This is a genomic window from Maritimimonas sp. 2405UD52-3, from assembly GCF_056591715.1.
The window spans coordinates 388,979-402,071 of record NZ_JBWQOL010000002.1; the positions used below are offsets into that span (position 1 = coordinate 388,979).

Here is a 13,093-nt window from a genome sequence, read left to right on the forward strand (position 1 = left end):
TAAATTGATTTAAAAAGTTAGGATTCTGTTCGTAAATTAGGAATCCTAACTATAGAGTTTAAAAAATTAACCTTTTACATCTGCCATAGAAGCGCCAAAATTAATATGTAATGCGTTGCCGTTTGGTGTTACTAAAGCTGGAACCGATGTTACGCCTGCTTTCTCAGCTTCTGCAATTCGTGCTCTGTTTTCACCAATGTTGACAACTTCTACATTGTCTGCTCCTACTAAATTAACTATGTCGTGCTCTGCGCTTACGCAAACAGGACATCCTGCGTGATAAAAAATTGATTTACTCATGTTATTAAATTTTATGTTGTTGCATTATTGCAATGCAAATATAGTAAGGATTCCTAACTAAGTATAATTTTATAAGACTTTTTTTTGATGCATACTATAAAATCGTTGAAGTAGGAGTTTAGCTTTTTCCTGAAAATTAGTTAGGCGAATTCAGTCCCAGCTTGTTTCCTTCTGTATCTAAAAACAGAGCAAAGTAGCCACTTTCGTCTGCGTGAGCTGTTTTGGGAACAATAATTTTTCCTCCATTTGGCTCAACTTTGTCAAGTATGGTTTGAAGATTATCCCCTCCGTTTAGATATATAATTACACCATCAGCAGAAGGTTTATACCCTTCTACTTTTGATATAACTCCTGTAACCATTTGATTTTCATACGGGAGAATTCCCATTTCCATTCCTGGCATTTCCATTTTTTCAATGTCAATACCTAAAATCGCTTTATAAAAATTAATTGCTCTTGAAATATCTGTAGCTGGTATTTCAAAAAGGGAAATAAAACTATTCATATCACTTATATTTTCTTTAACCTGTAAATTTTGCTTTTCTGTTTCTAAATTGGATTTACTTTGCTTATTACAAGCAATAAAACCCATAGCAAACAGCATGGAGACACCTAGTAGTATTCTTTTCATTGATCTTAACTGGTTTGAAACAGTAAAACTATTTTCAATGAGTGACATGAAATTGTAAAAATGCGACACTTAAATTTATTTATAGAAAAGGGTAGATAGCGCCATATTTTCATTTCCTAAAAACTCTTTTGGCGTGGTTCCGATAAATTCTTTAAAGTCCTTAATAAAATGTGCTTGGTCGAAGTAGTCACTTTCATAAGCAATATTTGTTAGGTTTTTATTATTATTAAGTAACATGTTTAAAGCTGTCTGTAAACGCAATACTTTGCCTAACTGTTTTGGGCTAATGCCTATCTGTTTTTTGAAGTTTCTTTCGAGTTGTCTTCTTTTTGATAGGTTATCTTTTAATATTTTAGTTATTGAACTACTTCCGTTAGTCGCAAGAAGGGAATCTACAGTGGTTTTTACCAAATTTTCGATAGTTGCGTTTTGATTCAATTTATCTAAAAGAAATGTTTCAATGATTTCTATTCGTTCTTGAGTGCTGACAGCTTGAAGGATTTTTTGCTCTAACTCTTTTGCAGGAACTTCTCCAAACAAATTTTCGATTGGCGTTTCAATATCTACCAAATTTTCAAGAGGAGTACAGACAAAGTTTGCGAATCCGTAAGGATAGAAGCAAATTGCAAATGAGTCAACATCTCCTAGAGGTTCTATATAGTAGGATTTTGTTCTTTGCCCCATTACCATAGCGCATGGATGCGTAACAAACTCATTTTCTGATATGTATCGCTTAATTTTATCTTTAAGATTAAATGTCATCTCTATACATCCATCAGGAATAATTTTCTGCTTCTGATTATTTGAATCAAAAGGGACTTCTAGAGTCCAATAAAATTTAACAAATGCTCTTAAATCTGGATGTGGTTGAAATGTTTGATAGTTCATTAATGGTTTGTTTTTCTAAGCAATACATAACACTAGATGTAAATGTCTGTAAGGAAAAAATATACTAGTTTTTTTGGATGACGCATCTAATTTAGCGAAACGAGTTGAATTTTAGATTAGGAAATTCCGGCGTAACTAATTATACAAACTGTTAGTAGTAGTTATTATTCATCAGTGCATAATAATTCATAGTCATCTGCAAGTTTTCTTAAATTCTTACCATATCTTGGAAAATAAGCACCGTCATTAATTTTTTCTAGAATTTTTGGGCACTTTTTAAAGAGTCGCTTAGCAGAGCGTTTAAAAGCTTTATGATTATTGTAATTTAAATAGTAGGTGTTACTTTTATAAATAGGTAACTCTGTAGTTTGAAAGAAAACCAGTGGGTGAGGCACATAGTAATTTTCCCACACTATAGCGCCAAATAACCTCACTTGCGCATTTTTATAAATCAAAGTATTTAATCCATTGGCAACACCACTTCTCATCTTTCTTAACTTATAAATTCTTAGTGTGTCGAATGCTGTTGATTCTTTAGGAGTATTGTTTTTTATCTTAAGAGAATCTTTGTTGCTTTTTGCCTTTAATAACCTTAGTAGTCTATTTGAAGATTTATCTTTATATATTTCAACGTATTTTACAACTAATTCTGTCCAATCTCTTGTTTTATCTCCTGTAGGCTTGTCTTTAGAAAAAACGATTGAACTGTAGTTTGTAGGGTTTGGGAAACCGTATCCTGTCCCGATACTATCATTAAGAGTTTGATATTTAAGTTTAAAAAATGCATCGCTAGATTGTTCTTTTTTTAAAACTCTATATCCAAATTGTGCGTTCGATTTCCCAATCCAACAAAATGATATTAATAATACAATATATATTTTATGCATTCTATTCACTTTAATTATTTGTTCTTTTCACCATTGATAACATTATTCCGCTTAAAATGAGTAAGCCACCAACAATTCTATTTTGCAAGTGCACCTTCTCCTGATTTTCAAGATAGGATTTTAGCTTTTCGGCAAACATAGCATAGCTAAATAATGAAAGTCCATCTATTACTAAAAAAGTACTTGCCAGAATAATTATTTGCGGAATTATTGGATACGTTTCATTTAAAAATAATGGGAAAAGTGCTGCAAAGAATACTATGGCTTTTGGATTTGCCGCCGACATTAAAAAGCCTTCAATAAATAATTTTGAGAAACTCCTATCCTCAAGTTTATCAGCTGTTAATTCTATATGCGGTTTGGCCATGATCTTTGTTATTCCCATATATATAAGATATACCACCCCGAACCATTTGATTAACTGAAATAATTCACCAGAAGAAATTATTATTGTAGCTAGTCCAACCGAAGCAAGAATTATTTGACACAGATTTGCAGTCAAATCTCCTGCAATTGTTCCAACAGTTTTAGTTTTACCATACTTCATACTATTTGCAGTTGCCAATAGAACACTTGGGCCCGGCGTAATTGCTAAGACAATTACCGTACCAATAAATGATAACCATGTTGCTATTTCCATAATTTATTCATTTACTTTTTCCTAATTATACATAGTTTCATTTTCATTTTGATTTCCTTTTTGACTCATAAGATTTGGTTTCGTCAAGTAAAATTGCCTCTTGAATGATTTCATTTATTTGTTGAGTTGGTATTTCAGAAACTTTTTCAAATTCAATACTGTAGACTTGTTTTCTTCCTTTATTATCTAAAATCCCCTGATAGTTAGAAAGTTCATTCCCTCTGACAAAAGCAAACTCAATTTTATCATTTTTAATAGGATTTAAATAACATATCCAACTTTTTCCATAATAAAAAGGAATTTTAAATCTTATCTTCTCTGTCAGATTTAATTCTGTTGTCAAAATCTTATGAAAATAAAACATGACGTCACGTTGATTATTTTCGTACTGATAAATGAAATCTTCAACTTCTGTCATTTTAATTGTTTTTTTCGATTAATCCAAAGCCCAAATATAATAGTGTAAATCAAAGCAAATATTCCTCCTAAATACATTTTATCTTGAATCAATTCGTCCACTCCATATTGGTATAAATACAAACCTATAGAAATAAAAAACACAAATATTCCGTACGCAATATTCGATTTTAAGCTCTTGCCAAATGGATTTAAAACTTTCACTTTCCAAATAGCAAAAGAAAGATGAAACAAACTACCCATTAACATTATACCGATAACAAAGTCAATAATCATATCATTTTTTTATTTATTACCGTCAATGTGCTTGTATATGAGTCGTATCGAATTAAAAGCATTACATTTAGGAAAGTAAATTACAAAATAAAAAAGAATAGCGACTTGAATTAAGACTTAACACCCTATTACTTATAGGGCATTCTGTTAGTCACTGGTTTTGTTGGCTAATAGAAGAAGGTTAGCAATTTACATACAATGTTAGCAAATCTTTTAATCTGCAAATTGCACTCTCATAAGAGGACTCTTTAAAAGCCCGTATACTATTTTCACATTCATATGAAAACTACATCGTGCTTTATTGGTGGCTCTAATTTTGGCATCGGCCACAATAACGCTGTAATAACAATTATAATTATTAATAGAAATATTGCAGATAATATTTTAAGAAATTTAAATGTTTTCTTTTTCATACTTAGAGGAATAGGTTAGAAAAGGATGACGATTAGGATAGGAAATTGTTACCAGAAATTCTTAACATGTTTACTAACCAATTATGACTATAATAAAGGCTTCAACTCCTTTGATTTCAGTTCTTACTTCTCATTATTAACCAGTTCAAATTTCTTTTTCTCGAATTCTTTCCCGTTTATAATAATCGATACTTGATGTTCTCCAACATGGAACTTTCGAGTTGTAATTACTTTAAAAGATTGTTTTCTACTGATTTTAGTCTTTGAGTTTTCGGCGTAGTCTTTCTCACTTATTTTAAACACTTTTTTTGATAAAGAACCATTTGCCTTTTGATAATACAAACCATATTCTAAACGGATTTTTGATGCTGAGTTATTACTATTTATAATATAAAACGAGAATTTCAAGATTCCGCCTATTTTAACTTTAGGTGCAAAGACTTTAAAATTGGATATTTTAATTTTATCGATGGAACCGAAACCAAACAATTCCATTATTTCTGAGTTTCCTTGTTTTAAGAGCGTTCTACAAGCATGCTTAATCAAAGCGTCAGTTTCTTTTGTTTCACCCTTCCATTTTTTAACAAGACTGATTACGATTTGTGGATTGTCTTTAGAAATGTCATTTAGGTTATTTGCCACACTTCTTCTTACCGATTCACAAACGTCATTTTTTAGATTTTCTAGAATTGGTATTATGGGTTGGGCATTTTCTTTTAAAATTGGTATTCCTATTGCCCAAGGAAGTCGTGGCCGGCAACCTTCGGTGGCCAATCGTCTTACCATTGGGTGCTTGTGGTTAGTCCAATCGAGCATCTGCCTCATCATTTCTTTTTCATTATTAATAATAAAAGGTCTAATAGCGAACTCACAACTTGTAAACTGAGTAACTCTTTCCATAAGCTTAATAGATATGTCAAAATGGTCTATCCCGAACACTTCTATAAAATCTGGAAGGAACATGAATTCCACACTTATTTCTTTATAACCTTTTTGTTCTAACTTGTTAATTAGTAATTCAATATAAATGGCAGATTGATGGAATTCTTTTGGAAAAAAATCGCCAAGAACAACGGTCGTATGTCGCATTCTTTGTTTTAGTTCCAGTTTATTCCAATCATAATTGAAAATGCGGTTTATAAATGCCTTCTTGTTAAAGCTTGGTAGAAACTCATTTAAACAATCGGAAAGGTTGTTGAAAAATGTCTTGGAGTATATATTTTTGAGTGCTGTACTCATTTATTACTTTGATGGTTCCACATAATTCTCAATAATTTTTCCATCAAATTTTGCAATTAATTGTTTCGCTATATCGTTAAATACTTCTACTAATGTATTTTTGTTCATTTCTAACATTTCTATATTGTCGTGATTATAATGCATAAACCATTTTAGTATGGTTTTACCATCTTTGTCTTCAAGCATTGTTAACGAAAAACTTTCGGTAAAGCCAAATTCTGTCGCATCTATTTTCGCTGAAGCCCACCCAAGATTAGTTTCTTGCCAAACAACTTCTTCTGAATGAACAACACCTTTTTCGCCTTCCGCTAATGGCTTAAAATAGCATGTATATGATATGCATTTTCCATTTTCCATAATAGTTTCTACTTTTTCTAGGCCAGCACTAAATTTTGGCATATTAGCGGGGTCACCTACTAATGCATAAACTTCTGCACGAGACTGGTTTAATTCTAATATCATACGGTTTCTTAAGGGGCTTTTTACAAAGTCAATTGCTTTTGGGAAAATTACTATTGTTTTGATTTCTTTTTTCTGATTCATTTTTACTTTGCTTTGTTTACCGCAACTAATTAAAAGTATTAGTATCATTAATAATCGTCTCATTTCTGTTAAAAAAATATTTGAAACAAAGGTAAATTAGACAGGTGACAACCCTATGTCAACTATGGCTGAGTAATTCGGTAAAATAATCTGAAATATTAAATTCTTTTTGATAATCAAAGGTTTGAGAAGTAATATTTAATTCTAAAATTCGGTCGGTTCTAAATTCTCTAACTTCATTCCTCAATCTACAATATGCAATTACAACCCATGCTTTTTCTGTAAAGTAAATTCCTAAGGGTTCTATTTGCCTTAGGGTGACTTCATCTTTATAAAGTGAATGATACATAATTCGTACGACTATATTATTCGTGATTGCTTTTTGAATTATCGATAACGAATTACTTTCGAACGATTCTCTTTCATAAGAAGGCGTTATTCTACTTTCTAGTTTGAGAAGCTTATCTTTCTGAAAATTTCTTAGTATAGATTTTATCTTTAAAAGTAACGAGTTGAAATCTTTTTTAAGCGAGGTATCTCCTTGATTTAAAATTAGCTTTTCTGAAATGATTAGGGCATTGGCTTCTTCTTCTGTAATCATTAGTGGTGGAAGTGAATATCCGTCAACGATATAATATCCTTTACCATTTTCTGAACCAATTGGAACTCCGGATTCTTGAAGTGTTTTAATATCTCTATAAACGGTTCGTAAACTAATTTCAAATCTATTTGCAATTTCTTTAGCAGTTACAATTTTTTTAGATTGCAAGTGAATTAAAATTGATGTGATTCGAGTTAGTCTATTCATCTTTTGTTATTAACTAAAATTACTTATTCTATAATTGATAAACTGTAAAAATAATGCCCTATAATTTAGTAACTACGTTTCACTATTTTCAAACTTTATTATTTTAATTGTCTATTTCATTCATTCGTTTTTCGAGATTCTCTTTTAGTAAATCGAGAAACTTAGTTCTTCCTTTTTTACGCATTCGTATTTCTAAGAATGCCCGATAATAATCTCCCAAATCTATTTTAAAGATGCGTTCAACCACACGCGCTATGTCCTTAATATCTACAGTACCATTGTTTATCACATCTGTACTGTGAAGTGCATAAATCAATTCTATTAAGTTTACTTTTTGACTAGTCCAGGTTATTCTTGATTGCTTCTGTAATTGATTAAGACTCATATCGAAATTGTTATCTTCTAGTTTGTCTATTTCTCTCTTTAAATAGACAATGAGCACGTCATAGGCCATAATTGTTGCGACAATTTCATCATGGCTTGTAGAAAATTCATCATCTATAAAAGAATGGAAGGATTCTGGATGCATTCTAACGCTACCCTTACCACGAACGAAATAATACTCATCGAACATAGTAGCGCCTCTTCTATAATAGTGGTAGAAATCTAAATTGTCGTTAAAGAAAACCTGCAATTTTTCTACCTGACAATTAAAGTATTTTATTTGAGTCTTTCGTGAGCCTCTTGGATGCTTGCTCTCAATGTTGAAAAGTTTGATATAATAAATGAGCTTGCTGTATATTAAAGGTTTTATTGTTTTGAAGAATTGAATTTCTTCTTCAACACTATTAAAACCGTTGTCATAAACTATCCTTTTTACGGAATCTATTGCTACTTTACAGGCTTTAACACATCGCTCGGAAATCAACAAAATATCGTCATATTCCAGCTCGATACTTTGTAATTGTTGTTCGAGCTTTTTAACAATATTTAAATACTCTTTCAACCTTTATTGCTTTTCTAAATAACATATGTTACATGTATGTCTCTACCTGTTGATAGTAGTATTACTTCTAATTTGCTTTTTAATAAGTATTTTACTTGTCCGAGGTGATAAAAGTTCTGTATAATTAATTATCATTTTTGTATAAATAATCCGCGGCAGCTTTACTCATTTCTCTGAAATCGTGGCCTATGTTTGGAACAATTTCAATTTGCCAATTGAATTCAGTATTTAATTCTGATGCAATTTTCTTTGATTCATTGTAAAAATAGATTCCCCTTTCTAATCGATGAAGCCCTTGTTTATCAACCTCTGGCGATCGTCTTAAGCTACCCCTCTTCTCATCGGCATTATCTTTCTCTCCAAGAAATAAGACTAGATTTTTACTGAAATCCACATCCTTTCCTGATTTATAACTACCTCTTAGGCCAGTGGGAAAGTCTTCGTTATCATCGGGAACAGTATACCAACCTGAATTTGATGATAAAATTCTTCTGACTTTACTATCCGACTTAAAAATTGCAAGTCTATGTAAAATTTGTCCACCAGCTGAATGCCCAAATAAATCGTAAGTGTCCGTTTTTAGATTAAGGTTTTCTTTAACTGTTTGGAAAATTCGGTCAAAATCATTGAAAATCCATTCATTAGGGTTTTTACTTATTTTAAAACTTTCCATAGCCGTTCTTTCGTCATTTATTTTCACGTCTTTAATCATTCCTGCTAGATTATAGCTCCAGAATTCCGGATAATATTTATCAGAATATTCAGGTGAGACTACCATTATATTATACGTTTCTGCTTTTTCAATCCAAGCATCTCGATATTCATCCCCATCTCTTCCAGCACCAGGTATAACTAATAAAATCGCAGATTCTGGCTTAATGCTTTTAGGTTTATAATAATGAATGATTATTCGCTTCTCCTTTTGTAAACCTCCGTCAATTAAAAATTTCCCGCTTCCATTTTCAATTTTTATTTCATTAATGATTAGTTTCTTTTCAGAAATTGCCTCACTTTTTTTAATTAAGTCCATTTTACAATGAGAGCAAGTTCCTGGGGCATTGAAAATCATCTGGTCACATGGTAAATCACAGGGTTTACAAACATATTCTTCCGTTTTGTTTTTACAAGAAATAAGAGCAAATAGAATTAGAATAGATAAAAGTTTTGATTTCATTGTTGATTTATTTTAAATAATTGTTGTTCTAATTCTAAATTATGTACAAGTTTCTTCTTAATATAATTACAATAACCACAATCTTAGTTTAATTAGCCCTTTACTTTTCTCCTTACGGTAACTTGTTCACCTTGTATACCCCAATTGTCAGTATCCACTTCTTCTATTATGACAATAGTCGTTCTGCTGTTAGGGGGTAAAACGTTTTCTATTATTTCTGTTGTGCCTTTAATGAGTTCAGCTTTTTGTTTTTGTGTCAACTCTTCTTTGGTAACTTTAATATTTACGTATGGCATAATTACATTTTTAACTTTTTCCTTACAACTGGTGAAATTAAAAGTAGAGAAGGAACTGCTAGCAGATAAGTGATTCCACTGCTTCTTAGCCATAACGATAGAAATCTATGATTATAACCAGCATTTTTCAATACTAGAATCAGACTTATATAACTCGTAATAATAAAGGCCGTTATTAGAGCAAACTTAAGGTTTTGTTTCATATTTTATTTCTTAACAGAATTTTGATACTGCTGTAATAACTTTGGGTTTTCTATAGAGCCGTGATGTTGTAACTGTTTCCAAACACTATTTTGTTTTATAAATACAGGTGAAGTTCTAATAGCTAAAGAAATTGTACGGTTAGCTGTTTTGAAGTGTCCACGTTCTCTTCCAGTAGCTAAAAACATATTGTCAGTTTTATGTATAGTGAAATCATAAAACTCAACATAAACATTTGCTTTCCCATTAAATATATTGTCATACACCGTTTTAATTTCATTCCAAGTACGCATAATTCCACCTAAAGGATTGTTCATTGAAGCTTCAGAGGTATTTAACCAAACAGATTGCATTAAATTAATATTTCCTTCATTAAATGCTCTATAAAATTTATGTAAAGCTATTAACTCACCGTTTTTTAAAGTATCAGACTCTTTTCCTGTGATGACTAAATTTTCGGTATTCATTTTTTCTTGTTTTTGACAACTTACTATAGTCAGTCCTACTCGCAATGTGGTATAGAAGTGAAATATGGTTTCATAATTATATTTCTTTTACTAGGGGAAAATCTATAGGTACTTTCGCTAAAGCGAATAGATAATTGGTAATGATTTTGTCGCCTACTATAAATACAACATCAATCAAATTTTCTGTGGTATAGCCAGCATTAAAAAAGTCAGACTTAATATTCTCAGATACTTCTCCTTTATGTTCTGTTATAGCCTTTGCAAATACCACGAGTGTATTTAATTTTGAATTAAAAGAAGCAGTTCCTTTTCTAATTTCAAGTATTTGCGCCTCTGTAAACCCTATCATTTTACCTATTGATGAATGGGCAGACTTACAATAACGACAGTTATTTAGTTCACTTACTACTAAGTTTATAGCTTCCTTTTCCTTATTATCTAAAGATGTTTTTCTGTTCTGAAATGTGAGATAATCTCCTAAAGCCGAAGGTGAATTAGCCATAAAAGCATACATATTAGGCACAAAACCTACTACTTCTTCTAAGTTGTCAAAAAGAGATTGATTATTTTTCGTCACATTTTCTCTTGCAGGTACTGTCATTTTTTCCATTTTTATTATTTGATTTTTGCTTAAGTGTATTGATTTTACAAAAATGCGATGTTATTCCGCTTATTAAATTAGATATTCTTCTAACTCTTACTTGCCATTCTTATCAATAAGAATAATCATTGCTTTCGCTACTCCTGCAGCCGATGCTGGGTTTTGCCCAGTAACCAGTTTTCCATCAACAACGATTTCAGGCTCAAAAGGTTTAGTATGTATAAATATTGCACCTTGAGTTTTTAATGCATCCTCTAACATAAAAGGAATAACTTCGCCCAAATGATGTTTTTTTGCTTTTTCTTCTGCTTCTGTAAATGCGTTTACATTTTTGCCTTTTAAAAGATATTCACCATTTGACAGCCTAACATTTAATAAGGCTACGGGCCCATGGCATACTGCACCAACAATTCGTCCACTTTCATAAACTTTTTTAATGGTATCATTCACAATTGAATTGTTCAACATATCTACCATAGGGCCTAGCCCTCCTGGAAAGAAAATTGCATCATATGCCTCAATATCGACATCTTCTAATCTGTGACTAAAATTCAGCCTTTTAAACCCATTACTTTCTTTAAATCTATGACTGTTTTTATGTGAAGCGTCATAACCATCTTCAGGTGGTTTTCCTCCTAAGATACTTGCGAAATCAACTGTAAACCCTTTTTCGGTAAACTCGAAATAAGGGTCGGCTATTTCAGAAAACTCGTAGCCTGTAGAATGTTTGGCACTACCTACTTTAGCAGCGCTTGTTACTATAAATAAAATATGTTTCATTTTAAAAAATTAGCTTAGGAATTGAACGTTAATGTTTTCTCTGTCAAGTATTGCTACATTTACTCTTTCATTATAATGTTTGGCTAATCCTTTAACAGTGCCGGCGAATAATTCTGTCAAGTCTCGAGGTGATTTATAACCTACAACAACGGTATTCTCATCTTTCCATTTGTAAGTCAACTTTGGGGGTTTTGCATTGGGAATTCTTTCTCTTATTTCACTATGAATATCATCTAGTTTCACTAGAAACTCTTTGGCAGAGCTTACGCCTTCATAAAATTCCGGATAATGCTTCTTAGTATAATGACTAACCCAAAATTCACCAAAAGCTTCACAAGCTTGTGTAAATTCCATACCAGCAGTTTCGCAAGTACTTCCAAACATTTTTAGAACAAGATCGTCTTCGACATCTTCGTTCATTGCAAAGCTTTTAATTGGATCTACTTCTGATTTAACCAGAATGTTATACCACATTCTTGATCCAAAATTTGTTATTACCAACTCTTTTAGGCAATCTACTACTAAACCTTTCATATGTATTTGTTTTTAAACAATTGAATTGAAGCCAATGCCAAGTATTTGACATTGACTTCAATCAAACGCTATTAATAATGAGGTGAATTCATATCTCTACTTGCTTCTTCAGCTACGTCACCATCAAAAATTTTGGTTTGAAAACTTACGCCAAATCCTCTAGGCTCATTAGGAAAATAATCCCATGCGAATTTTTGTGCGTTTTCTAAAGAGTCGAATTCATAAAAACCACCTACGCTATTACTACCTACACCTGACAACCATGTTTTACGTATAAAACCAGGTTGCTTTTTAATACCCTCATTAATTTTTTGCCATGGAACGCTATCAAAAGGAACCGCGGCTTGTAATTCTGTATAAACAAAAACCTTACTCATTGTTGTATTTTTTTAGATTAAACAATACATCAAAATTGGGGTATATATAAAAAATAAACGTTGTCATATGACAACGTTTTGTATAGCGTAAAGAAGTAAAAACTACTTGAGTTTAGCTCGTAATTTGCTGAGTGTAGAATTAGTCATTCCTAAATAAGAGGCAACCGCTTTGCTTGAAATTCTTGAGAGTAGTTTGGGTTCGTGTTCCATTACCCATTTTAATTTATCAATGCCTTCCATACCTAAGAAACTATAGATGCGCATTTGAGAATGGATAAATGCAAATTCTAAAAATTGGTGATATACGCTGGCAAAAGCAGGAACTTCATTTACCAACTTATAAAAATCATTGCGCCCAATGACTAATAACTCTGAAGGCTCTAAAGAAACCAAACAATCTCTTGATGGTTTTTGGAGCATAAAACTAGTATTAGCAGAAATAATACTATTCTCTAAAGCAAAATAACCTGTAATATCGTTTCCTTTTTCGTCAATTTCATAGAGTCTTAAACATCCTTTTTTCACAAAGTAGAAATGATTACATACTTGCCCAATATTACAAAGCATTTCATTTCTTACTGTTTTTAAAGGCTCGAAATATGAGGTTATCTGTTCAAGGTCTTTTTTAGTAACCGTGACTTGCCCTTTTATATAATCTTCTAGTTCTCTATACAT

At 31.6% G+C, this 13,093-nt stretch carries 20 protein-coding genes; all 20 read right to left on the minus strand.

The window, feature by feature from the left end:
• Positions 1-66 precede the first annotated feature (66 nt).
• Positions 67-300 carry a thioredoxin family protein gene (locus AC1EU5_RS06015; RefSeq protein WP_480191464.1) on the minus strand — a complete coding sequence of 78 codons (234 nt, stop codon included), beginning with the start codon at positions 298-300 and terminating at the stop codon, positions 67-69.
• A gap of 136 nt (positions 301-436) precedes the next feature.
• Complete coding sequence (locus AC1EU5_RS06020) at positions 437-931, minus strand: VOC family protein (protein WP_480191465.1); 495 nt, start codon at positions 929-931, stop codon at positions 437-439.
• A 75-nt stretch (positions 932-1,006) separates the two neighbouring features.
• Positions 1,007-1,819, minus strand: a complete 813-nt coding sequence (locus tag AC1EU5_RS06025; RefSeq protein WP_480191466.1) for a DUF6597 domain-containing transcriptional factor — start codon at positions 1,817-1,819, stop codon at positions 1,007-1,009.
• Between the two features lie 164 nt (positions 1,820-1,983).
• Positions 1,984-2,706, minus strand: a complete 723-nt coding sequence (locus AC1EU5_RS06030) for a hypothetical protein (RefSeq protein ID WP_480191467.1) — start codon at positions 2,704-2,706, stop codon at positions 1,984-1,986.
• A 10-nt stretch (positions 2,707-2,716) separates the two neighbouring features.
• Entirely contained in the window at positions 2,717-3,346 is a 630-nt protein-coding gene (locus AC1EU5_RS06035) for a LysE family translocator (protein ID WP_480191468.1), read from the minus strand.
• A 43-nt stretch (positions 3,347-3,389) separates the two neighbouring features.
• Complete coding sequence (locus AC1EU5_RS06040; protein ID WP_480191469.1) at positions 3,390-3,764, minus strand: DUF1801 domain-containing protein; 375 nt, start codon at positions 3,762-3,764, stop codon at positions 3,390-3,392.
• Positions 3,761-4,039, minus strand: a complete 279-nt coding sequence (locus AC1EU5_RS06045; protein ID WP_480191470.1) for a hypothetical protein — start codon at positions 4,037-4,039, stop codon at positions 3,761-3,763. Before AC1EU5_RS06045 ends, AC1EU5_RS06040 begins: the two co-directional genes overlap by 4 nt.
• A gap of 536 nt (positions 4,040-4,575) precedes the next feature.
• On the minus strand, positions 4,576-5,541 hold the full coding sequence (locus AC1EU5_RS06050) for a DNA alkylation repair protein (protein ID WP_480191471.1): 966 nt from the start codon (positions 5,539-5,541) through the stop codon (positions 4,576-4,578).
• 153 nt (positions 5,542-5,694) lie between these two features.
• Positions 5,695-6,234, minus strand: a complete 540-nt coding sequence (locus tag AC1EU5_RS06055; protein WP_480191472.1) for an SRPBCC family protein — start codon at positions 6,232-6,234, stop codon at positions 5,695-5,697.
• Between the two features lie 118 nt (positions 6,235-6,352).
• Positions 6,353-7,042 (minus strand): helix-turn-helix transcriptional regulator, encoded by a 690-nt coding sequence (locus AC1EU5_RS06060; protein WP_480191473.1) that lies wholly within the window; start codon positions 7,040-7,042, stop codon positions 6,353-6,355.
• A gap of 103 nt (positions 7,043-7,145) precedes the next feature.
• A complete protein-coding gene (locus tag AC1EU5_RS06065) occupies positions 7,146-7,988 on the minus strand; it encodes an RteC domain-containing protein (protein WP_480191474.1) in 843 nt (280 codons plus the stop codon).
• Between the two features lie 124 nt (positions 7,989-8,112).
• Positions 8,113-9,162 (minus strand): hypothetical protein, encoded by a 1,050-nt coding sequence (locus AC1EU5_RS06070; protein WP_480191475.1) that lies wholly within the window; start codon positions 9,160-9,162, stop codon positions 8,113-8,115.
• A gap of 92 nt (positions 9,163-9,254) precedes the next feature.
• Positions 9,255-9,551: a 2-hydroxymuconate tautomerase family protein gene (locus tag AC1EU5_RS06075; protein WP_480191476.1), complete on the minus strand. Its 297-nt coding sequence runs from the start codon at positions 9,549-9,551 to the stop codon at positions 9,255-9,257.
• On the minus strand, positions 9,461-9,661 hold the full coding sequence (locus AC1EU5_RS06080) for a DUF2798 domain-containing protein (RefSeq protein ID WP_480191477.1): 201 nt from the start codon (positions 9,659-9,661) through the stop codon (positions 9,461-9,463). The genes AC1EU5_RS06075 and AC1EU5_RS06080 overlap by 91 nt, the downstream gene beginning before the upstream one ends.
• 3 nt (positions 9,662-9,664) lie before the next feature.
• Positions 9,665-10,126, minus strand: a complete 462-nt coding sequence (locus AC1EU5_RS06085) for a nuclear transport factor 2 family protein (RefSeq protein ID WP_480191478.1) — start codon at positions 10,124-10,126, stop codon at positions 9,665-9,667.
• Positions 10,127-10,202: 76 nt separating this feature from the next.
• A complete protein-coding gene (locus AC1EU5_RS06090) occupies positions 10,203-10,736 on the minus strand; it encodes a carboxymuconolactone decarboxylase family protein (protein WP_480191479.1) in 534 nt (177 codons plus the stop codon).
• Positions 10,737-10,823: 87 nt separating this feature from the next.
• Entirely contained in the window at positions 10,824-11,507 is a 684-nt protein-coding gene (locus tag AC1EU5_RS06095) for a type 1 glutamine amidotransferase domain-containing protein (RefSeq protein ID WP_480191480.1), read from the minus strand.
• 9 nt (positions 11,508-11,516) lie between these two features.
• Entirely contained in the window at positions 11,517-12,041 is a 525-nt protein-coding gene (locus AC1EU5_RS06100; RefSeq protein ID WP_480191481.1) for a heme NO-binding domain-containing protein, read from the minus strand.
• Between the two features lie 71 nt (positions 12,042-12,112).
• The gene (locus AC1EU5_RS06105) at positions 12,113-12,418 is read right to left on the minus strand and encodes a YdhR family protein (RefSeq protein WP_480191482.1); all 306 of its coding nucleotides are present in this window, start codon (positions 12,416-12,418) and stop codon (positions 12,113-12,115) included.
• A gap of 102 nt (positions 12,419-12,520) precedes the next feature.
• Entirely contained in the window at positions 12,521-13,093 is a 573-nt protein-coding gene (locus AC1EU5_RS06110; protein WP_480191483.1) for a Crp/Fnr family transcriptional regulator, read from the minus strand.

Bases quoted from the DNA above. Each gene is read 5' to 3' on its own strand.
- AC1EU5_RS06015 (WP_480191464.1), bottom strand. From the start codon at position 300: ATGAGTAAATCAATTTTTTATCACGCAGGATGTCCTGTTTGCGTAAGC.
- AC1EU5_RS06020 (WP_480191465.1), bottom strand. From the start codon at position 931: ATGAAAAGAATACTACTAGGTGTCTCCATGCTGTTTGCTATGGGTTTT.
- AC1EU5_RS06025 (WP_480191466.1), bottom strand. From the start codon at position 1,819: ATGAACTATCAAACATTTCAACCACATCCAGATTTAAGAGCATTTGTT.
- AC1EU5_RS06030 (WP_480191467.1), bottom strand. From the start codon at position 2,706: ATGCATAAAATATATATTGTATTATTAATATCATTTTGTTGGATTGGG.
- AC1EU5_RS06035 (WP_480191468.1), bottom strand. From the start codon at position 3,346: ATGGAAATAGCAACATGGTTATCATTTATTGGTACGGTAATTGTCTTA.
- AC1EU5_RS06040 (WP_480191469.1), bottom strand. From the start codon at position 3,764: ATGACAGAAGTTGAAGATTTCATTTATCAGTACGAAAATAATCAACGT.
- AC1EU5_RS06045 (WP_480191470.1), bottom strand. From the start codon at position 4,039: ATGATTATTGACTTTGTTATCGGTATAATGTTAATGGGTAGTTTGTTT.
- AC1EU5_RS06050 (WP_480191471.1), bottom strand. From the start codon at position 5,541: ATGCGACATACGACCGTTGTTCTTGGCGATTTTTTTCCAAAAGAATTC.
- AC1EU5_RS06055 (WP_480191472.1), bottom strand. From the start codon at position 6,234: ATGAATCAGAAAAAAGAAATCAAAACAATAGTAATTTTCCCAAAAGCA.
- AC1EU5_RS06060 (WP_480191473.1), bottom strand. From the start codon at position 7,042: ATGAATAGACTAACTCGAATCACATCAATTTTAATTCACTTGCAATCT.
- AC1EU5_RS06070 (WP_480191475.1), bottom strand. From the start codon at position 9,162: ATGAAATCAAAACTTTTATCTATTCTAATTCTATTTGCTCTTATTTCT.
- AC1EU5_RS06075 (WP_480191476.1), bottom strand. From the start codon at position 9,551: ATGGCTAAGAAGCAGTGGAATCACTTATCTGCTAGCAGTTCCTTCTCT.
- AC1EU5_RS06080 (WP_480191477.1), bottom strand. From the start codon at position 9,661: ATGAAACAAAACCTTAAGTTTGCTCTAATAACGGCCTTTATTATTACG.
- AC1EU5_RS06085 (WP_480191478.1), bottom strand. From the start codon at position 10,126: ATGAATACCGAAAATTTAGTCATCACAGGAAAAGAGTCTGATACTTTA.
- AC1EU5_RS06090 (WP_480191479.1), bottom strand. From the start codon at position 10,736: ATGGAAAAAATGACAGTACCTGCAAGAGAAAATGTGACGAAAAATAAT.
- AC1EU5_RS06095 (WP_480191480.1), bottom strand. From the start codon at position 11,507: ATGAAACATATTTTATTTATAGTAACAAGCGCTGCTAAAGTAGGTAGT.
- AC1EU5_RS06100 (WP_480191481.1), bottom strand. From the start codon at position 12,041: ATGAAAGGTTTAGTAGTAGATTGCCTAAAAGAGTTGGTAATAACAAAT.
- AC1EU5_RS06105 (WP_480191482.1), bottom strand. From the start codon at position 12,418: ATGAGTAAGGTTTTTGTTTATACAGAATTACAAGCCGCGGTTCCTTTT.
- AC1EU5_RS06110 (WP_480191483.1), bottom strand. From the start codon at position 13,093: ATGTATAGAGAACTAGAAGATTATATAAAAGGGCAAGTCACGGTTACT.